We start from the raw sequence: 20,195 nt of genomic DNA, 5'->3' as shown, positions 1-20,195 counted from the left end.
GCGCTACTCCCAGCCAACGCAAACCCTGCATGTCCTCCGCCCTTCCCCCTAGTGGTGGATGATCTTGTCGACGAATTCCCGCGCGCGTTCCGACTGCGCATTGGCAAAGAACTCCGCGGGCGGCCCCTCCTCCACGATCAGGCCACCGTCGATGAACACCAGTCGGTCACACACCTCACGGGCGAAGCCCATCTCGTGCGTGACGACCAGCATCGTCATGCCCTCGCGAGCGAGGTCGCGCATGACGTCGAGCACTTCCCGGATCATCTCCGGGTCCAACGCCGAGGTCGGCTCGTCGAACAGCATCAGCTTCGGGTCCATGGCGAGCGCCCTCGCGATCGCCACCCGCTGCTGCTGCCCGCCCGACAACTCGGCCGGGAACTGATGCGCCTTCTCGGCGATCCCTACACGTTCGAGCAGCTCCTGCCCGCGTGTGCGCGCCGCGTCCCGCGCGATGCCTTTGACCTTCACCGGTGCCAGGACGATGTTGTCCAGGACCGACATGTGTGGGAAGAGGTGGAACTGCTGGAACACGAACCCGATCTCCGCCCGTAACGCCGATAAGCCCTTCCCCGGCTTCACGGGTCGTCCGTCGAACGTGATCTCGCCACGGTCTGCTGTCTCCAGACCGTTGACGCAGCGCAACATCGTCGACTTCCCGGAGCCCGAAGGCCCGGCGATCACGATCACCTCGCCGCGCGCGACCGAAAGGTCTACGCCGGCCAGGACGACGTTGTCGCCGAACGCTTTATGGATCCCCTGAAGTTCGACCAGATTCTGGTCACTCATTTACCCCTCACCCTGTTTTCAACCCTATACGGATGGACAGCACGAGTCACGTCCCTGGTAGCCTGGTGGTTCAATGGTCCGGCCAATTGCCTTCGGCACGGTGCAGCGGGACGCGCTCCCCGACCAGATCGCCGCGCGCTTGATCGCGCTCATCACCGAGCGTCAGCTCAAGCCGGGAGACCGCCTGCCGCCTGAGCGCGAGCTGGCCGCCTCCATGGGTGTCAGCCGCTCGTCCCTGCGCGAGGCGCTGCGGGCGCTGGCGATGCTCGGCGTCGCCGAGATGCGCCAGGGGGACGGCACGTACCTGACGGCCCTGGAACCGGAGCAACTACTTCGGCCGGTCGGGCTAGTGCTCAGCCTCAGCGATGCCGGACTGGCGGAGCTGTTCGAGGCGCGCAAGCTCGTCGAACCCGGTCTGGCCGCGCTGGCGGCCCAGCGGATCGACATCGCCGCCGCGGAGGAGCTCGTGCGCTGTGCCGAGTCCTCCCCGGAGGCGCTCGAGGACGCCGAGGCGTTCATGTGGAACGACATCGAGCTGCACGGGCTGATCGCCCGCGCGGCCGACAACGCGGTGCTCAGCCGGCTGCTGGATTCAGTGGCGAGCATGGGCCTCGCGAGCCGGCGCCGGACCGGGCGGTTGGCGAAGGTGCGCGCCCAGAGCGCGCAGGATCATGTGGAGATCGCCGCGGCCATCGCCGCCGGCGACGCGGAGGAGGCCAGAGCGGCGATGTTGCGCCACCTGGAGAACGTCGAAAGTGCGGTGACCGGATGATCGAACGGCCGGGCAAGATCGTGGCGATCGGGCTCAACTACATGGACCACGTGCGCGAGTCTGGGGCGGAGCCGCCCAAGCAGCCGCTCGTGTTCTGCAAGTTCACGACGTCGCTGATCGGCGACGGCGAGGAGATCAAGATCCCGCGCGCGCTCACGGAGCGCGTGGACTGGGAGGTCGAGCTCGCCGCGATCATCGGCAAGGAGGCGCGCAACGTCTCCATCGAGGACGCGCTGTCCTACGTCGGCGGCTACACGATCGCCAACGACGTCTCCGCGCGTGACCTCCAGTTCGCCGACGTGCAGTGGGTGCGCGCCAAGAGCCTGGACACGTTCTGCCCGCTCGGGCCGAAGGTCGTCCAGATCGAGGACCCGCAGAACCTGAAGCTGATCACGCGCGTGAACGGCGAGGTCAAGCAGGACTCCAACACGAGCGAGATGATCTTCAGCGTCGCCGAGCTGGTGAGCTTCTGCTCGCACTCGTTCACGCTCGATCCGGGCGACGTGATCGTCACCGGCACGCCCTGGGGCTGCGGCGAGTTCATGGAGCCCAAGCAGTCGCTCAAGCACGGTGACGTCGTCGAGTGCGAGATCGAGGGCATCGGCGTGCTGCGCAACCCGGTCGTGGAGATCTAGCGATGCTGGTCCACGTTCCCACCTCGGTGGACGAGGCCGTGGCGCTGCTCGACGAAGGCAAGGGCGTGCTGGTCGCCGGCTGCACCGGCCTGTACCCGCACCTCGGGCCGGACCAGTCGATCATCAGCCTGCGCAACGCCGGGCTCTCCGGCGTCGAGACGGACGGCGACACCGTCCGCGTCGGCGCGACCACCACGCTGACGCAGCTCGCGCGCGAGGTCCCGTTCCTGCGCGAGTCGATCGCGTCGATCGCCTCCCCCACGATCCGCAACATGGCCACGGTCGGCGGCAACCTGTTCGCCCCGCAGCCGCACGGCGACCTCGCGGTCTGCCTGCTCGCGCTGGACGCCCAGATCGACAAGACCGGCGACGTGGTCACGAGCATCACCTTCAAGGTCCCGGAGCACTGGTACTACACGAAGGCGATGCGGCGCAAGCAGAACAGCGCGTCGATCGTGACCGTCGCCTCCGACGGCGTGCGGATCGCGCTCGGCGGCGTCGCGCCCGGTCCCGTGCGCGCGCTCGCGGCCGAGGCCAAGCTCGCCGAGGGCGACATCGACGGCGCGGCCGAGGCCGCCCTCGAGGCCGCCGACCCGTTCGACGACGCGTACGCGAGCGCCTGGTATCGCCGCCGCGTCCTGCCTGTCCACGTCCGGAGGGCGCTCACCAATGCCGTCTAGCGTCATCGAGATCACCGTCAACGGCTCCGAAGAGGAGTTCATCGCCAAGCCGGGCACGACGCTGCTCGGCGCGCTGCGGGACACGCTCGGCCTCACGGCCGCCAAGCGCGGTTGTGGCGTCGGCACGTGCGGCACCTGCACCTGTCACGTCGACGGCGAGGCCGTGATGAGCTGCCTCGTCCCGGTCGAGACGATCAACGGCGCGACCGTCAGGACGCTCGAGGGGACGACGCCCGCCGACGGGCTCTCCCCGCTCCAGCAGGCGTTCCTGGACAACTTCGCCACCCAGTGCGGCTTCTGCACGCCCGGGATGATCATGGCCGCCGAGGCGCTGCTCGCGGTCAACCCGGCCCCGACCCGCGAGGACGTGGTGACGGCGATCTCCGGCAACGTCTGCCGCTGCACGGGCTACGAGAGCATCATCGAGGCGATCCTGATCGCCGCGGAGGCGACGTCATGAGCGAGGGCAACGGCGCCAACGGCAACAGCACGTTCGACGTCATCGGCAAGCCCGTCCAGCGCCTGGACTCGCTCGGCCACGTCACGGGCCGCACGCAGTTCTTCGAGGACGTCAACCCCGCCGGGATGCTGCATCTGAAGATGCACCGCTCCGAGCGCCACCACGCGAACCTCGTGTCGGTGGACACGTCCGAGGCCGAGAAGGTCAAGGGCGTCGTGCAGATCCTCACGCACGAGGACGTGCCGAAGAACTGGTACACGGTCCTGACGCTCATCAACGTCGGCTACCCCGAAGAGCTGGTGCTGGCCGAGAAGAAGGTGCTCTGGTACGGCGAGCCGATCGTGGCCGTGGTGGCCACGAGCGAGCGCGCCGCGCGTGAGGGCGCCGCGGCGGTCAAGGTCGAGTACGAGGACCTGGAGCCGATCTTCGACGTCGAAGAGGCGATCAAGGCCGACGCCTATCCGCTCAAGCCGCACGGCACCAACTACTTCGAGTACGAAGGGCACCACTGCCGGCGCGTGCGTCTCGGCGACGTGGAGAAGGGCTTCGCCGAGGCCGACCACATCTTCGAGTTCAAGTACCAGTCCAAGCCGATCGAGCAGGCCCCGACCGAGACGACGGGGTGCATTGTCGAGCCCCGGCACGACGGCCGCCTGAAGATCTACTCGAACACGCAGGCCGCGTTCTTCACGCTCGACAACACGGCGCTCATCCTCGACGTGCCGTTCGGCAAGCTGCAGGTCGTCGGCGGCACCGTCGGCGGCGGGTTCGGCGGCAAGGTCGACGTGACGGTGGAGCCGATCACGTGCATCGCGGCGATGAAGACGGGCAAGCCGGTCAAGTACGTCTACGACCGCTACGAGGAGATGCAGATCTCCTCCCCGCGCGCGGCCGAGCGCATCTACATCAAGGACGGCGTGATGAACGACGGGACGATCGTCGCCCGTCAGGTCACGCTCTACGCCGACGCGGGCGCGTACAGCCGCCACAGCCCGTACGCGACCACGAAGGCCGCCGCGCACATGCCCGGCCCCTACAACATCCCGAACGTCCACATCGACTCGTGGTGCGTCTACACCAACCGCACGCCTTCGTCCGCCATGCGCGGGTTCGGCGTGACGATCGGTGACTTCGCGCTGGAGACGACGATGGACCGGATCGCGCGGGCGCTGGACCTCGACCCGCTGCAGCTGCGGCTCAAGAACGCCTACCGCGACGGGGACATGAAGGCCCACCACAAGGTCGCGGAGGGCACCGCGCTGATCGAGGTCATCCAGAAGGCGGCCGAGCAGGTCGGCCACGAGCTGCCCGACGAGTACCGGGCGATGTCGTCGAAGGAGGCGCGCTAGATGGCCAAGCTCCGCGGACGCGGCTACGCCGCCGTCAACTACCCCACGGGCATGAACCTCGGCGGTGACCCGACGCAGGCGCTCGTGCACTCGACCACGACGGGCAACTTCGTCGTGTCCCTGTCGTCGGTGGACCTCGGGCAGGGCCTGAAGACGGTCGCGGCGCAGGTCGCGGCCGAGACGCTCGGGCTGCCGTACGAGAACATCATCGTCGACACCGCCGACACCGACACGGGCCCGCACTGCATGGGCACGTTCGCCTCGCGCGGCACGCACCGCGTCGGCAACGCGGTGATCATGGCCGCGCAGGAGGCGCGCGAGGCGATGCTCGCGGCCGCCGCCGAGGAGCTCGAGGTCGACGCCGAGGACCTGGAGACGGACGGCACGGGCTTCATCAAGCTCAAGGGCTCCGAGGAGGTCAAGATCCACGTCGTGGATCTCGCGATGGCCGCGCACTTCAAGCTCGGCCGCACGATCGCGGGCCGCGGCATCTTCCTCAAGGAGCGCTCCTACCCGGACCCCGAGACGGGCAAGATGGACCCGGACTCCGCGCAGGCCCACGCCTGCACGGTGGCCGACGTCGAGGTCGACGACGAGACCGGCGTCATCGAGGTGCTCGCGCTGCACAACGTCTACGAGGTCGGCCGCGCGATCAACCCGCGGATGGCCAAGCAGCAGATCGAGGGCGGCGCCTGGATGGGCATCTCGCACGCGCTGTACGAGGCGACCGACCCGTACTACCCGCAGCGCGACCATGGCCCGCGGGACTTCGAGGAGTACCTGATGCCCGGGCCGGCGGACAACGCCAAGATGGAGTCCGACATCATCGAGTTCCCGGCGGCCAACGGGCCGTACGGCGCGAAGGGCATCGGCGAGATGACGGCCAACGCGCCGATCCCGGCGATCGCCAACGCGGTCTTCGACGCGTGCGGCGTGCGGCTGATCGAGATGCCGTTCACGCCCGAGTCGGTCCTGCGCGGGCTCGACGAGCTGCGGGCGAGTGCCTGATCCGATCGAGCAGCTCGGGCGGTCCCTCGCGGCGGAGCAGTACTTCGCCGACGAGGGGCTGCTCACCGCGGCGCATCTGTCGCTGACGCTCGGCCGTCCCCTCCTGTTGGAGGGCGAGCCGGGCGTCGGCAAGACGGAGATCGCGAAGGTGCTCGCACGTGTGCACGGGCGCGAGCTCATCCGCCTGCAGTGCTACGAGGGCCTGGACGCGGCGCAGGCGCTGTACGAGTGGGATCACCCGAAGCAGCTGCTGGCGATCCGCACGTGCGAGGCCGAGGGCAAGCCGGTCGGCGAGCTCTACGACGAGTCGTTCCTGATGGAGCGCCCGCTGCTGCGCGCGCTGCGGACGCCGTGCGTGCTGCTGATCGACGAGATCGACCGCGCGGACTCCGAGTTCGAAGCCTTCTTGCTCGAGTTCCTGAGCGACTTCCAGATCACGATCCCCGAGCTGGGGACGATCGCCGCGGTCGAGCGGCCGATCGTGATCATGACCTCCAACCGCACGCGCGAGCTGCACGACGCGCTCAAGCGGCGCTGCCTCTATCACTGGATCGCGTTCCCGGACTCCTCGCGCGAGCGGCGGATCATCGAGTCGCGCGTGCCCGGGCTCCCCGAGGACGCGGCGAAGACGCTCGTCGCGGCCGTGGCGGGCGTGCGCGACCTGTCGCTGATCAAGCCGCCCGGGATCGCGGAGACGATCGAGTGGGCGCAGGCGGCGAAGCTGCTCTCGGACGAAGGCTCGGCGTGGCCCAGCGCGCTGCGACGCTCGCTCGGGTTGCTCGTGAAGGAGCAGGAAGACACCGAGAACGTGCTCGCGCACGCGGAAGGGCTCGGGCTGTGATCGCGGCCGACGAGCTGCTCGAGGAGTTCGTCTCGGCGCTGCACGTCGGCATGGAGCGGCGGGTGGACTTCCTCACCGCGCTGCGCGACAACCCGCCGCACGACATCACGCGGCTGTACTGGCTCGCGCGCGTCACGCTCGTCATCCGGCTCGAGGACCTCCCGTTCTTCGACGCCGTCTTCGCCATGCACTTCCTCGGCGCCCCGCCGCAGGAGGTGCCCAACGAGGAGGGCGAGGAAGAGGCGCCGGAGCCGAAGTCCAGCGGCGAGCTCGCCCCGCAGGAGCTCTCCGAAGGCACCGGCAAGAGCGCGAGCGTCCACGACCTGCGCCACAAGCGCACGTTCGAGGGCGACGCCGACGACCTGCGCGAGCTGCGCCGGGCGCTGCGCGAGCACCTGCCGAAGATCCGCTCGCGCCGGCGCCGGCCGCATCGCCGCGGGCAGATCGACGTGCGCCGCACGCTGCGCCACGCGACCCGCACGGGTGAGATCACGATGCTCGCCCGCCGCGGCCGCCCGCACCGGACGCGGCCGCTGCTGCTCCTGATCGACGTGTCCGGCTCCCTGCGCGAGCACACGCCGGACTACCTGCGCTTCGCGTGGGCCGCGCAGTGCGAGACGTTCACGTTCGGCACGCACCTGACGCGGGTCACGCGCCAGCTGCGCCAGCGGGAGCTCGCGACGGCGCTGGCCGAGGTGAGTGCCGTGGTCGAGGACGCGGACGGCGGCACGCGGATCGGACCTTCGCTGCACGAGTTCGTGACCACGCCTCGCTACGCCGACCGGGCGCGCGGCGCGCTCACGATCGTCCTCTCGGACGGGCTGGAGCGCGGCGATCCCGCGCAGATGGTGGCGGCCGTCCATCGGCTCGCCCGCCTGTCGCACAAGTTGCTGTGGTGGTCGCCGCTGGCGCTCCATCCGGAGTACAAGCCGGTCACCCGCGCGATGGCCGCGATCGTCGACGAGGTCGACCTCGCGGGCGCGCGCGAACTGGATTCGTTGTTGGAAAGGGTGCGTGAGCTGTGAGCGGATACGTCGATGCCCATCACCACATCTGGCGTGTGCAGGACCTCCCGTGGCTGAGCGGGCCGATGATCCCGCGGATCTTCGGGCCCTACGAGGCCCTGCAGAAACGCGACTACCTGGCGGCCGAGTACGGCGCCGACGCGGCCGCGCACGGCTTCACGCAGTCGGTCTACACGCAGGCCAACTGGCCGCTGGACCGGTCGGTCGACGAGGTCAAGTGGGTCCAGTCCCAGCACGAGGAGACGGGCCGGCCGAGTGCGATCGTCGGCTCCGCGGACCTCTTCAGCCCGCGGGCCTCGGAGACGTTCGACGCGCAGATCGCCGCTTCGCCGCTGATGCGCGGATGCCGCCTGCAGGTCCACTGGCATGAGCACGAGGCGTTCCGGTTCGCGAAGTCCGCGGACGCCATGCTCGACCCGATCTTCAACGAGAACCTCGAGCGGATCGCCGAGCGCGGCTGGGTGTTCGAGCTGCAGGCGTTCCCGAACCAGCTCCCGTACGTGAAGGAGCTGCTCGGCAACCACCCGGACCTGACGTTCGTGATCATCCACGCGGGCATGCCGATCGAGGGCGAGCCGTGGCGCGAGTTCCTGCACGAGCTCGCGCAGTTCCCGAACCTCAACGTGAAGCTGTCCGGCCAGGGCACGTTCATCCACCGCGTCGACCCGGAGTGGATCAAGACCGTGACGCAGGTCGTCGTCGACGAGTTCGGATCAGGCCGCGCGGTGTTCGGCACCAACTTCCCGGTGGAGAGCATCTGGACCGACTTCTCTAGCCTGGTCAATGCGTGGTTCGGCGTGCTCGCCGGCTTTCCGCAGGACGTCCAGGACGACATCCTCGGCCGGACCGCGCGCCGCATCTACAGGCTCGAGGAGGCATAGGATGACCCGTCCAGTCCAGCACACCGCCAGCGCCGTCGCCGGATGGTTGCGAGACGGGCGGCGGGTCGCGGCTGGGCTCCTCGTCGAAGTCGAGGGGTCCTCCCCGCTCGACGTCGGCGCCTCGATGTACATCGACGACCAGGGCGGCATCGAAGGGTCGATCACGGGCGGCTGCGTCGAGGGCGCGGTCGCCGCGGCCGCGATGGAGATGCTGGAGTCGGGCGGCGCGCCCCAGCTCGTCACCTACGGCATCAGCGACGAGCTCGCCGGCACGGTCGGGCTGATGTGCGGCGGGATCGTCCACATCTTCATCCACGAGCTCCGTCCCGAGCATCAGGACGCCGTGCTCGCCGACCTGCAGGCGACGATCGACCACACGCCCGCCGGGCTCGTGACGCTGCTCGACGGCGAGGACGCGGGCGCGAAGCTGTTCGTCGACGGCGAGCGGACGATCGGGTCGCTCGGCGTCGGTGAGCTGCTGGACAAGAACGCCACGCGCGAGGCGCAGGGGCTGCTGCAGGAGGGTCGCTCCTCGCTGCGCGACTTCGGCGAGGACGGCGCGTCGCTCGGCTCCGGCCTGCGCGTCTACAACTCGATCCAGGCCGAGCCGCCACGGATGGTCGTGTTCGGCGCGATCGACTTCTCGAGCGCGCTCGCGCCGCTGGCCAAGGGCCTCGGCTACCGCGTGACGATCGCCGACCCGCGCTCCGCCTTCCTGAAGTCGCGCCGCTTCAGCGCCGCCGCCGAGACCGAGGTCGGTTGGCCGGACGCGGTGCTCGACGGCGTCGAGCTCGGCCCGCGCGACGCGGTGCTCATCTTCACGCACGACCCGAAGCTCGACGTGCCGGCCGTGCAGGCCGCGCTCGGCACCGGCGCCGGCTACATCGGCGCGCTCGGCTCGCGCAACACCACCGCGGACCGCAACCGGCGGCTCCGCGACGTCGGCGTGACCGACGACGAGATCGACCGCATCTTCGCGCCCTGCGGGCTGGACATCGGCGCCTCCACCGTGGAGGAGACGGCGGTCGCCGTCCTGGCCGAGATCATCGCCCACCGTGCGGGGCGCCACGGAATGCCGCTGCGGGAGGCCCGCGGGCCGATCCGACACGCGGATGTGAACAACGAAAGGGAAGAATGGCCTACACCGTCGCGGTGACCTGGATCGCCAAGCCCGGCGAGGAAGACGAAGTCGCGCGCTGCTTGACCGAGCTGGTCGAGCCCTCACGTGCCGAGGAGGGCGTCCTGGTCTACGTCCCGAACCGCGACCCCGAGGACCCCTCGAAGTTCTTCATCTTCGAGGTCTACACGGACGAGGCGGCGTACACCGCCCACACCGAGACCGAGCACTTCCAGCGCCTCGGCTTCGGCGACGCGATCCCGCGTCTGGTCGACCGCAAGCGCGAGTTCTACGCGCCGATGGTCGACTGATCCAGGCCTTTTAGGTGCAAGCGGGGTGCCCAATCGGGCATTCCCGCTCTGCACCTTCTGACCTTCTAGGGGACTTATGCTGGTCCGGTCGTGCCCCGGTCCAGGTCGCCCGAGTCCGCTCTCTTCGCCGCTGCCGCGGAGAGCCTGCCGATCGCGATCGTCTTCGGTGATCGCGAGGGCCGCATCACGTACGTCAACCCGTTCGCCGACGCGCTGTTCGGGCTCGACGGCGCCGATCTACGGGGTACGGACGTCACGGCGTTCACCGCTCCCGAGGACCGCGAGGAGGCCCGCGCGATCGTGCGCTGCCTGCTGGCCGGCGAGGCCGTCTCGGACGCGCTGATCCTCCAGCTCCGGCGCGAGGACGGCTCGACCTTCCCCGCGGAGTTGACGCTCTCGCCGATGTTCGACGAGGCGGGCGCGGTCATCGGCGTCGCCGGGATGGCGCGCGACGTCACGCTCCGGCACTCGGCCGACGCGGCCGCCGCCCGCCTGCGCGGCATCGTCGACGCCGCGTTGGAGGCGATCCTGGGCGTCGACGTCGACGGCACGGTCCTGTTCTTCAGCCCGTCCGCGGAGCGCCTGTTCGGCTGGTCGGCGGCGGAGATCGTCGGGCAGTCGGGAGACCTGCTGGTGACCGCCGAGTACCGGATCGGCGCGCCGGCGCTGTTCGCCGTGCTGGAGGCCAAGGGGTCGCTCCGGGCGGACACGATGGCGTTGCGCAGCGACGGCACCGCGGTGGAGGTCGAGCTCAGCGCGGCGCCGATCCGCGACGCCGACGGCACGATCACGGGCGCGGCGATGACCGTGCTCGACGTCTCCGAGCGCCGGCGCGAGCAGCGGCTGCTGGAGCGCATCATCGAGAACGCGCCCAACGCGATCGGCGTCAAGGACCTCGACGGGCGCTACCTGTTCTTCAGCTTCGGCGCCGGCGAGGTGCCGTCGCCCGACGCGGTCGGGCGCACCGACGCCGAGTTGTTCCCGCCCGAGGTCGCCGTCCGCAGCGTCGAACAGGACCGGATCGTGCTCGAGACCGGCGCGCCGGCGACGTTCCGCGAGACGATCCTGTTCCGGGACGGCACGGACCACCAGTTCGTCACCACCAAGTTCCCGCTGGTGGGGCCGCACGGCCGCCTCGAGGGGCTCGGCGTGATCGCCCACGACGTGACCGAGCTGCGCCAGGCCGAGCTGGACCAGGCGCGGCTCGCCGCGCTCGTGCAGGCCGCGCCCGACGCCATCGTCGCGCGGGACGAGCACGGGCGGGTCGTGACCTGGAACCCGGGCGCGGAGGCCATGTTCGGGCTGCGCGCGGAAGCGGTGCTCGGGCGGTCCTACGCCGACCTGGTGGTGCCCGACGACGAACGTGCGCGCCACGAGGCGCTCGTCGCCGAGGCCCAGGCCGGCCAGACGCTGACCGTGCAGGTGATCCGGCGCCGCGGCGACGGCACGCTGTTCCCCGCCCAGGTGTCGGTCGCGCCGCTGACGTTGCTCGACGGCACCTGGCGCGGGACGCTCGCGATGATCCGCGACATCACCAACCTCGTGGAGGCCGAGCTGCAGCTGCGCGAGCGCGCGCAGCAACTCGAACGCTCGAACGCCGAGCTGGAGCGGTTCGCCTACGCCGCGAGCCACGACCTGCAGGAGCCGCTGCACTCGATCAAGCTCAGCGCGGGCGCGGTCAGCCTCGCCGCCGAAGACCTCCTCGGCGACGAGGAGCGCGCGCTCCTCACGGGCATCGACGAGTCCGCCAGCCGGCTCAGCGCGCAGATCCGCGGGCTGATGCAGGTCGCGCGCGTGGCCCTCGGAGAGGCGCCGGGAGAGCAGGTCCCGGTCACGGTCGCGGTCCGCGACGCCATCGACGCGCTCCGGGCCGCCACCCTCGAGGCGCAGGCCGAGGTCGTCGTGGACGAGCCGCTGCCGCCGGTCGAGGTGCCGCGTTCGGAGGTCGCGCTGGTGCTGCAGAACGTGATCGCCAACGCGATCAAGTACCGCCGCGAGGGCGTCCCGCCGCGCGTGCAGGTCACGGTCGAGGCCGGCGAGGAGCTCGTCGAGATCCGCGTCACCGACAACGGCGTCGGCCTGTCGGAGACGGACCTGGCCCGCGTGTTCGGCCTCTTCGAACGCGGGGCGACCAACGCTTCGGGCACCGGGTTGGGCCTCGCCGTCGCGCGCCGGATGATCGAGCGGCTCGGCGGCTCGCTCGACGCGAGCTCACCCGGTGTCGGGCACGGCTGCGTGTTCACGCTGGTCGTGCCGTTCGTGGCGTAGCTACCGGCGCGCGGCGAGCTCGCGCGCCGACATCACGCCCTGCTCGGCGAACAGGCGGTCGTCGCCGGTGAGCACGTCAAGCAGGGAGTGCGCGCCCATGGTCATCTGGTGGCGGCGGAAGGCGTCGGCCACGACCTCGCGCACGGCGGGCTCGAGATCCTCGCCGACTTCGAGCCAGCTGCGCAGCATCCGCGTCTGCTCGGTGATCGCGTCAGCCACGAGCGTGTTGACCACGGTCATCGTCACCGCGTCCAGGCGGCCGAGCGCGAAGCCCGCGCCGGTGAAGCCGGCGGAGGTGTCGCGGCCGGGGACGCGCGGCAGCGGCTCGGCGCCGGCGACCAGCTCGGCGTCGCTGCCGGCGAACAGCTCGCCGCGAGCGATCGCGGTGAGGATCGCCGTCAGCTCGTGCCCGAGGTCCAGGCGCCGCAGGTCACGGGAGGCGAACGCGCGGATCACCGCGGCCGCGAAGAACAGGAAGCGCAGGTTCGCGTACGCGGTCACGCCCGGAGCGAGCAGGTTCGTGCCCTCCGCCGTGATCAGCGACCACACGTCGGGACGCGTCTGGCCGGCCTCGCGGCAGCCGAGCCCGTAGCGACGCGCGGTGTCGCGGAGCGCCTCCAGCGCGAGGCCCAGCGAGTCGCTCGCGACCGAGGCGGAAGCGGGCAGGACGGTCAGCTCGTGCTGGTCGCCGTTGTAGCGGAGCCGCGCGCGGACGTCGATCCGAGCGAGCTCGCGCTCGGTGGCGTTCAGGCACGCGCGCGTCCGGTCCTCCAGGGTGCGCAGCGCGAACGGCTCGGCGTCGAAGAGCACGACCGTGCGGGTCAGCGCGACCGTCGCCAGCACGCGGCGCGTCGGCTCCTCGCCGAGGATCTGCAGCGCGCGCACCGTCGTGGCCGAGAGCGCGTCGACCGAGCGCAGCAGCGGCAGCCGGTCGTCCAGCGCCTCGCCGAGGTCCGACGCGAGCACCGACGGCAGGCACAGCACGGCGCCGCCCGCGTCGACGCGGATGTGCGCGGGAGCGACCGGGTCCCACGTCAGCCGGCCGGGCGCGGCCGTGCGTGCGCCGCCGACGAGGTCCTCCCCCGTGAGCCACTTGAGGTCCATCGTGTAGTCGGCGGTGCCGCCGGCCAGGGTCTGCACGCGGAAGGCGACCCGCGTCGCGCCGCGGCTGCCCGCCCAGCCCCGCAGCGCCCGCGCCACCTCGTCCGCGAGGGAGGGCTGGAGCCCGCGACCGTCGGCGACCGCCGCCTGCAGGAGGGCATGGCCCGCGGGCGTGAGCCACTCGCGCTGCGCCGGACCCACGAACGCGTACGGCGCGGGGGCGGCGCCGACGCGAGGACGGTGGATTCGGGCGGCGTGGGACTCGGACGGTCGGGACAAGGGGGGCGGCTCCGGTTGCGGGGGAACTGCACCGTTGTACGTCCTCGCGGGACGCAGGTCGAGTGCGTGGTCCCCCGCACCGGGGAGGGCGAAGCCTCGCCCTGCGGGCTCGTTTCGCTCGGACGATCGCCCGGAGGACTCGTCCTCCCGGCCTACGGCTGCACGGTCTCGATGGTGTCGATCGGCTCCAGCTGGGAGATCTCGGCGCGCCGGTCCTCCCAGTGCGGCGGGATGCACATGTGCGTGCCGAGCTCGTCCACGGGCTCGTCGATCGTGAAGCCCTGCGGCGTCGAGAAGGCGAGCTCGAACAGCGCGCCGCCCGGGGTGCGCAGGTAGACGCTGAAGAAGTAGCCGCGGTCCTTGACGTCGGACACGTCCGTGTAGCCGAGGCCGACGATGTAGTCCTTGACGACAAGCTGGTTCTCGGCCGTGCCGACGTCGAACGCGTGGTGGTGGATCGTGCCCTCGCCGAAGCGCCACGTGCCCTGCTGCAGGTCCGGCTCCTCGACGAGCTCGAGCGTGCGGCCGTGGCCTTCGCCCTGGATCTCGTACTGGTGGTGCGCGCCGTCGCTGGCGACGTGCGTGCAGTTGAACGCCTCGCGCAGGAACTCGTCCTGCAACTCGGGCTCGCGGACGCTCGTGGTCGTGCCGAACGCGCCGCGGATCGCGTGCTCGGCGGGGACGTCGCCGCCGGCGTAGGGCTCGCGCGTGTCGCTTCGCGTCTCCCCCACGATCTGGTACGGGATGCCGGACGGGTGGGCGAGCTCCAGGCGCTCGGTGCCGAAGCGCTCGACCTGCTTCGCGGCGATGCCGGCGGTCTTGAGGCGGTCCGCCCAGTACCCGATCGACTCCGCGGGCACGGCGACGTTGATCGACTTTGCCTGGTTGGTCCCGCGCTTGCCCATCCAGCCCGCCTGACGGTACGGGAAGCTCGTCAGGATCGTGCTCGCATCCCCCACGCGGTTGGCGTAGTAGAGGTGGTAGATCGGGATCTCGCCGTCGAAGAGCACCGTCTTCTTGACGCTCTTCAGGCCGAGCGTGCGGACGTGGAAGTCGTAGTCCTCCTGCGCGCCGCCGACGCAGAACGTCAGGTGGTGGCTGCCGTTGATCGTCCCGGGGTTGGGCATCGTGGTCTCTCCTCCGTAGGCTTCGCCAATGTCCAGGCACCCAGACCTTTTCAAAGACATCGACTCAATGGAACCGGAGGCGTTCACACGTCATCTGTCCGACGATGTCCGCTTCACGTTCGGCAACAGCGAGACGGTCGTCGGGCGCGACAACGTGCGTGACGTCTGGGCCGGCTTCTGCGACGGGATCGCCGGCGTGAGCCACGCGGTGATCGAGCAGTTCGAGGCCGGCCCGGCCACGATCGTGGAGTCGACCGTGACCTACACGCGCAAGGACACGTCGACGGTCTCCCTCCCAGTGGTCACGATCTACCGCGGCGAAGGAGACCTCATCGACGACTACCGGATCTTCATGGACGTGGCGCCGCTGTTCACGGCCGCGTGAGCGACAGCCCCACCCGGGTCCGGCGACGTTGATGCGGCCGTGGCCTTCAGCTTGAGGTGGACCGTCTCGGCGGCGTTCGCGACGCCGGCTGCAGCGACGAGGGCGGTGATGGCGGTGGCGAGGAAGAGCAGGGTGCGGTTCATGGGCGGAAACCTATGGACGACCGTGCATAGGTTCCGCGCCCTTTCCCCTACTGCGAACGTGTCGTTTTACACAGAACGGGCCGGACCGGTGATGCCGCTCGGGCTGACGGCGCGCACGGTCACGCGCTTGGCGCCCCGGATGGCGAGCCTGGGGTGCTTGACGTTGCGCACGACGGTCTTACCGCCGCGCAGCTTGACCGTGACGGTGTAGGCCGCGGCGTGCTGAACACGCTTCCAAGTGGCGCCGCGCTTGGTGACCTTCAAGCCCTTGACGGGCGCCGGGCGGGCCGCCTTCGGGGCGCGGTACGAGGCGACGTCGAGCTCCTCGCGCAGCACACCGTCCTGCTCGACGAGCGCGACGATGCGGCGCTTCTCCGCGGCGCCTTGCGCGGGCGTCCAGCGCAGGGTGCCGCGGTCGCTCGTGAGCTTGCCGAGCTCCCCGCCGGCCGTGCCGCCGCGCTCGACGAGCGTGATCGTCTGGCCGGCGACCTTCGGCGCCGTGTAGGTCAGCACGCCGGGCCGCGCGACCTTGACCCTGATGTCCGGCTTGTCCAGGCCGTCGGCGGTGAGCACCTCGGTGATGGTCGACGAGCCGAGCTGCGGGGTGATCGCCCAGCGGCCGGCGGCGGGCTTCTCGATCAGGACCTGGGTCGTGTTCGTGCGCGTGTCCTCGAGCAGCAGGTAGCCCTGGCCGACGACCGACGGCTTGCCATCGCTAGGCGGCTGGAGGGTGCGGCCGTCGGGTCCGGTGAGCACGACCTTGGGCGGCGCGCCCTCCCCCTTGATCACGAGCGAGGTGCCGGGCAGGCCGGCTTTCAGGTCGACGGTGCGCGCCGCGCCGGTGAACTGCGCCGCGGCGGCCTTCGGGCGGCTGATCGCGACCTTGTAGTCGCCGATGTCACAGCCGCTGAAGTACGGGGTCGGGAACGCCTTGCCCCACTCGTAGCCGATGCCAGGCGTCCAGTCGGTGAGCCACAGGTCGATCTTCAGGCAGGCGGCGATGCCCTTGGAGGAGACGATCGCGCGGGCGCCGGCGCACAGGTCGACGGCGTCGATGCACGCGTCCACGCGGCCGCTCGCGTTGAACTTCGTCTTGAGCATCTCCAGGTTGATGCCGCCGCTGAGCGACACGATGCCGTCGATGCCCCAGTCGAACTTGCCCATCGCGGTGATGTAGCCGTCGCCGTGGACCGAGAGGCGCGCCTCGGCGACGGGGATCTCGACCAGCTCGAGCTCCCCGAACGCGCGCAGCACCCACGGACGGTCGGCGTACGTCGCCCAGCCGAGGCCGGCGGTCAGGCGCGCGGCGGCCTTGCCGAGCACCGACGGGCCGGCGGTGAGGGCGACCTCGCCGCAGAGGGCGAACGTCGGGTGGCCGTGGTCGACGTGGGCCGGGACGCTGGACGGGCGCGGGCCGAGCAGCTCGGTCGGCCAGTAGAGCGGCTTCCTTCCGGTCGCCGGGACGCACTCGCTCTCGGGCGGGTCGACCTCGATGCGGAACTTGATCCGCTCCAGCATCACCGGGATCGGTCCGCCGAGCGGCAGGCCGCCCGGGAACTTGGCCTCGGCCTCGCCGTACGCGAACTTGCCGGAGCTGCGGATGCCGGCCTTGCCGGTCAGGTCGACCGCCGCGGGCGCCGGCAGGTTGATGCCGGCCTCGATCTCCCACAGGTTGATGCCGTTGTAGGAGACGACCAGGCGGTCCAGGCCGATCGGGCCGAGCGCGGCGGTCGGGACCGAGAAGCTGAACGCGTCGTCGGCGCCCGCGGCCTTCGCGACGCCGCCGAGCGTGACCGGACTACCGGAGGTCGCGCCGCCGAACTGCGCGGGCAGGGCGACGAACACCTTCGCGCGGAACTGGCTGCCGCTCAGCGCCGACGTGCCCGAGAGCCCCGTGACCTTGAGGCCGTTGACCTTCGCGTCGGGGCTGATGGTGAAGCCGTTGAGCCGGGTACCGGACGGCGTCCACTCGAACGCGCCCGTGGAGAGCGTCGCGAACGTGCCGCCCGCGTTCATGGAGACGGTGGCGTTCTTCGTCGCGATGCGGTCCTTGGCGAGGCTGACCCACTGGCCGGCCTTCGGCTCGATCGCGATGCCGTTCAGCGTGACGGGCTCGGATGTGCGGTGGTGATCGCCGAAGTCGCGCAGGCAGGCGCCGGTCGCGGTGAACGCGCCGAGCTTGACGGTCTGCTCGCACTTGGGCTCCTTCACGCTGACCGTGAAGCTCTGCGTGGCCTGCGCGCCCTGGTCGTCGGTGACGCGCACGGAGACCGGCCACTCACGGACGATCGGCCCGATCGTCCGGCGCGGCTTCGGCTGGAACGTGTGCGTGACGGTCGGTGTGGTGCCCGTGGTCTGCTCGAACGTGCCGTCGCCGTCCAGGTCCCACTCGTACTTGACGATCTGGCCGTCGGGGTCACTGGACGGCGCGGCGCTGATCGTCTTCGGTGCGCCCTGGTGGGCGATCGTCAGGCCGCACAGGGTGAGCTGGCCGTGGCGCGTGCACTCGCGGTCGAAGCGCGCGACGGGCGGCGCGTTGGTCGGCGGCGCGGCCGTGGGGATCGCGGTGGCGGTCGGCTCCGGCGTGGCCGTCTCGGTCGGCGTGGCCGTCGGCGTGGGCGTCGGCGTGCCGATCACGAACGTCTTCTCGGCAACGCTCGTCCGGATCACGCCGTCGACGGCCTGCGAGGCCTGCAGCCGGACCACGTGCGTGCCGTCCTTGAGGAACACGGTCTTGGTCGTGCGGCCGGTGGCGTCATCGAACGCGCCGTCGCCGTCCAGGTCCCACGCGTTCGTGATCGGCGACAACCCAGAGCCGGTGCTCGTCGCCATCAGCGCGACGGACTCATTGAGCCTAGGCTGCTCGGGGTTCGCGGTGAGCGAGGCCATCAACGGCTGCTGCGCCGTTGCGGCCGGCGCCACGAAGAGGGTCACGGCCACCGTGGTCAACAGCAGCCGTCGAAGGGTCGAGGTCATGACCGCCATGCTCATCGCGCCGGCCCACCCCGACATCGGGGTCCACCCTGAACCCGCCCAAGTTCAGGGAGCGGTTATCCACACCCCAGTCGGCCAGTCGTCGGCGTCGGCCTCGTAGTAGTGGACGCCGTCATCGCCCCGCTGGGCCTCGCCCGGCTCGGGGACGGACTTGGTGTCGTCGGGCTACGGGCGCGGCCACGCGTTCAGCGCCGGCTCGGTGCGAACGCTCGAAGCAAATGACCGCACACGTAGTCGCGTGCGTCGACGAGAATCGTTCACGGCCGGGTCCTGCACCTTGCGCAATTGGATCAGTCCCACAGCGCCCGGCGCCGTGCGTGTCGGCCCGCGTCGGCACCTCCCTGCGCTCGCCCCCGAACTCGCGCTTCGGTCTGTGTGCGCGGTAGGGCTCTTAAGTGCGCTGGGAGGTACCGCCGCGTGCCGCCCAGAAGCGTGGGCTGACTAGCGGTGCGGCTTCTCCTTGGCAGGCGTGCGGAGGGAGGCGAGGTCGTGTTGGCGTGGCCTTTCGCCTCCTTGGCTTCCCGGAGATCAAGTCAGCCCCCCGCTTGATCGGCCACGGCGTTCCCCTTGGACAGTGGCCCTCGGGCGGGCATTCCCTGACATCTCCGGTCCTTCGGAGCACTCAGGCGCGACCCGAGTGGCATAGACCCAAGCTGGCGGGCACGGGCTCAGCCTCGCGGCGAGCTCCGCCGTGGGTAGCTCGACGACGCCACCGGCCCGAGTCGCACGCGTGACGACGAGCCAGCCGCTGCTTCTATCACGCGAAAGCAACGGTGCCGGAGATCTCGAGGTCCGCTCGCGCGATCCGACCCAGAGATCTGCGGCTAGGGCGCGCGTCAGAGTTCACCATCGCGGTTGCAGCTCATGAGGCGACCGGCGGTCCGCCTTCGTTCCGCGTTGTGCGGTTTCAACCTCTTTGAGGCAGAATCGCGACCACATGCAACGGATCGATTCGCTCGGCGGCGCGCGTACCGGCACGTGAATCCGTTCAAGCGCTTGCGTCTTGACGCTTGTTGCGAATAAGGTGAGTCGTTGTGAAGGCAAGTGATCCTTCGAGCGCGTTTTGATATCCACTGCGGCGATGCAGGTCGTGATCCGGCATTTCGCTGCGGGCTCTGGTGCGAACGAGGCAATGCCTGAGGAACAGGATGCCCGATGACGTCGCGCGAAGACCTTGTCGACCGCGCTCTCGACACGCTGACCCGGCTGCTGACGCTGACGGAGGTAGCGGCGATCGATAGTCATGTCGCGCTGGAGGTGGGAGGGCTTGCCGATCCGGAGGCTGTCGATGCCTTAGGGATGTACCTCGTAGCGCTGCTTGCCGGAATTGTGGGAACGGACCTGCGGCTGTCGGCGGCGCTCCTGGAGGACTCGGCCGACGCAAAAGCAGAGTTGATGGCTGCCGTCGTCGCGAGGCTAGAGCCGGTTCCCGACGCGAAGCAGGAAATCAAGGACGTTTTCGCACCCAATGTTCGTGATCCATGGATCGCGGAAGGCGTTGCTCACGCTCTACTGGCGGTTCGACAGCGCGCCGTGACGCCGTGCGTTTCGGGAAACGTGGCAGCCATTGCCGTGCCGCATCCGAAACCTTCCCAGCAAGGACTAGACCTGTTCGCCATTTACGATGACGCAGGGCTCCCGGCACTCGCGTTGGGTGAGGCGAAGGCGACTAAGAACAATGGGAGTGGGCGGCTCACGGAAGCCACTTCCTTCTTCCAGAAAGTGCATGATGGCGCCCGCGACGTCGATATCCGGATGCAAACGGTGGTCTTGCGACCCGCGTTGTCTGCCCAGCTGCAGGCTGGTCTTTCTGGCGCATTCTGGAAGACGCGTGCGTGCTTCCTGCCGTTTATTGCCCACGGTGATCAGCTGGATCTAGCCCGCAGTCGTCCTGGCCTGAAACGGATCGGGCGTCCCGTCGAGAGCAAGCGCGTGTTGGATTGTCACCCGGTCGTGTACGACGAATTCTTCGATGCCGTTGATGCTGCCATGCGCAGAGCGGCTGCGGCGCTGTACGCGTAGATGTTTAA

The 20,195-nt window shown here is 70.0% G+C and carries 19 protein-coding genes; 14 read left to right on the top strand and 5 right to left on the bottom strand.

The window, feature by feature from the left end; all coding sequences use genetic code 11:
- Positions 1-48: 48 nt before the first annotated feature.
- Positions 49-789 (bottom strand): amino acid ABC transporter ATP-binding protein, encoded by a 741-nt coding sequence (locus OJ997_RS03430; RefSeq protein ID WP_270023607.1) that lies wholly within the window; start codon positions 787-789, stop codon positions 49-51.
- Between the two features lie 73 nt (positions 790-862).
- Between OJ997_RS03430 and OJ997_RS03425 the strand changes: the two genes are divergently transcribed.
- The 12 genes from OJ997_RS03425 (at position 863) to OJ997_RS03375 (ending at position 12,136) form a co-directional block, all read left to right on the top strand.
- Positions 863-1,561, top strand: a complete 699-nt coding sequence (locus OJ997_RS03425) for a FadR/GntR family transcriptional regulator (protein ID WP_270023606.1) — start codon at positions 863-865, stop codon at positions 1,559-1,561.
- Positions 1,558-2,196 (top strand): fumarylacetoacetate hydrolase family protein, encoded by a 639-nt coding sequence (locus tag OJ997_RS03420; RefSeq protein ID WP_270023605.1) that lies wholly within the window; start codon positions 1,558-1,560, stop codon positions 2,194-2,196. The genes OJ997_RS03425 and OJ997_RS03420 overlap by 4 nt, the downstream gene beginning before the upstream one ends.
- Before the next feature lie 2 nt (positions 2,197-2,198).
- Positions 2,199-2,876 (top strand): FAD binding domain-containing protein, encoded by a 678-nt coding sequence (locus OJ997_RS03415; RefSeq protein WP_270023604.1) that lies wholly within the window; start codon positions 2,199-2,201, stop codon positions 2,874-2,876.
- Positions 2,866-3,336 (top strand): (2Fe-2S)-binding protein, encoded by a 471-nt coding sequence (locus OJ997_RS03410; RefSeq protein ID WP_270023603.1) that lies wholly within the window; start codon positions 2,866-2,868, stop codon positions 3,334-3,336. Before OJ997_RS03415 ends, OJ997_RS03410 begins: the two co-directional genes overlap by 11 nt.
- Positions 3,333-4,685, top strand: a complete 1,353-nt coding sequence (locus OJ997_RS37340; RefSeq protein WP_308213565.1) for a xanthine dehydrogenase family protein molybdopterin-binding subunit — start codon at positions 3,333-3,335, stop codon at positions 4,683-4,685. Before OJ997_RS03410 ends, OJ997_RS37340 begins: the two co-directional genes overlap by 4 nt.
- On the top strand, positions 4,686-5,693 hold the full coding sequence (locus OJ997_RS37335) for a xanthine dehydrogenase family protein molybdopterin-binding subunit (RefSeq protein ID WP_308213564.1): 1,008 nt from the start codon (positions 4,686-4,688) through the stop codon (positions 5,691-5,693).
- On the top strand, positions 5,686-6,534 hold the full coding sequence (locus OJ997_RS03400; protein WP_270023602.1) for an AAA family ATPase: 849 nt from the start codon (positions 5,686-5,688) through the stop codon (positions 6,532-6,534). The genes OJ997_RS37335 and OJ997_RS03400 overlap by 8 nt, the downstream gene beginning before the upstream one ends.
- Positions 6,531-7,559: a vWA domain-containing protein gene (locus OJ997_RS03395; RefSeq protein WP_270023601.1), complete on the top strand. Its 1,029-nt coding sequence runs from the start codon at positions 6,531-6,533 to the stop codon at positions 7,557-7,559. The genes OJ997_RS03400 and OJ997_RS03395 overlap by 4 nt, the downstream gene beginning before the upstream one ends.
- Positions 7,556-8,440 carry an amidohydrolase family protein gene (locus tag OJ997_RS03390; protein WP_270023600.1) on the top strand — a complete coding sequence of 295 codons (885 nt, stop codon included), beginning with the start codon at positions 7,556-7,558 and terminating at the stop codon, positions 8,438-8,440. Before OJ997_RS03395 ends, OJ997_RS03390 begins: the two co-directional genes overlap by 4 nt.
- A gap of 1 nt (position 8,441) precedes the next feature.
- Positions 8,442-9,596, top strand: coding sequence for an XdhC family protein (locus OJ997_RS03385; RefSeq protein WP_270023599.1), 1,155 nt, complete (start codon positions 8,442-8,444; stop codon positions 9,594-9,596).
- Positions 9,575-9,868, top strand: coding sequence for a putative quinol monooxygenase (locus tag OJ997_RS03380; RefSeq protein ID WP_270023598.1), 294 nt, complete (start codon positions 9,575-9,577; stop codon positions 9,866-9,868). Before OJ997_RS03385 ends, OJ997_RS03380 begins: the two co-directional genes overlap by 22 nt.
- Positions 9,869-9,958: 90 nt before the next feature.
- A complete protein-coding gene (locus OJ997_RS03375; RefSeq protein ID WP_270023597.1) occupies positions 9,959-12,136 on the top strand; it encodes a PAS domain-containing sensor histidine kinase in 2,178 nt (725 codons plus the stop codon).
- On the opposite strand, the gene OJ997_RS03370 is transcribed toward OJ997_RS03375, so the two are convergent.
- Together OJ997_RS03370 and OJ997_RS03365 are read right to left on the bottom strand one after the other, a co-directional pair.
- On the bottom strand, positions 12,137-13,516 hold the full coding sequence (locus tag OJ997_RS03370) for a glutamine synthetase III domain-containing protein (protein ID WP_270023596.1): 1,380 nt from the start codon (positions 13,514-13,516) through the stop codon (positions 12,137-12,139). It lies immediately after the preceding gene.
- Positions 13,517-13,668: 152 nt separating this feature from the next.
- The gene (locus OJ997_RS03365; protein ID WP_270023595.1) at positions 13,669-14,643 is read right to left on the bottom strand and encodes a VOC family protein; all 975 of its coding nucleotides are present in this window, start codon (positions 14,641-14,643) and stop codon (positions 13,669-13,671) included.
- Between the two features lie 67 nt (positions 14,644-14,710).
- On the opposite strand from OJ997_RS03365, the gene OJ997_RS03360 reads away from it, so the two are divergent.
- The gene (locus OJ997_RS03360; RefSeq protein WP_270023594.1) at positions 14,711-15,028 is read left to right on the top strand and encodes a nuclear transport factor 2 family protein; all 318 of its coding nucleotides are present in this window, start codon (positions 14,711-14,713) and stop codon (positions 15,026-15,028) included.
- Here the strand turns inward: OJ997_RS03360 and OJ997_RS03355 are convergent.
- Together OJ997_RS03355 and OJ997_RS03350 are read right to left on the bottom strand one after the other, a co-directional pair.
- Complete coding sequence (locus OJ997_RS03355) at positions 14,983-15,171, bottom strand: hypothetical protein (RefSeq protein WP_270023593.1); 189 nt, start codon at positions 15,169-15,171, stop codon at positions 14,983-14,985. The two genes, OJ997_RS03360 and OJ997_RS03355, sit on opposite strands and share 46 nt — an antisense overlap.
- Positions 15,172-15,237: 66 nt before the next feature.
- Complete coding sequence (locus OJ997_RS03350) at positions 15,238-18,147, bottom strand: PKD domain-containing protein (RefSeq protein ID WP_270023592.1); 2,910 nt, start codon at positions 18,145-18,147, stop codon at positions 15,238-15,240.
- Between the two features lie 1,173 nt (positions 18,148-19,320).
- Between OJ997_RS03350 and OJ997_RS03345 the strand changes: the two genes are divergently transcribed.
- Entirely contained in the window at positions 19,321-20,187 is an 867-nt protein-coding gene (locus OJ997_RS03345) for a hypothetical protein (protein WP_270023591.1), read from the top strand.
- Positions 20,188-20,195: the final 8 nt, after the last annotated feature.

Source organism: Solirubrobacter phytolaccae (genome assembly GCF_027587195.1).
GTDB classification, from domain to species: Bacteria; Actinomycetota; Thermoleophilia; order Solirubrobacterales; family Solirubrobacteraceae; genus Solirubrobacter; species Solirubrobacter phytolaccae.
The sequence above is the reverse complement of the archived record's forward strand: the minus strand, read 5'-3'. Positions and strand labels throughout refer to the sequence as shown.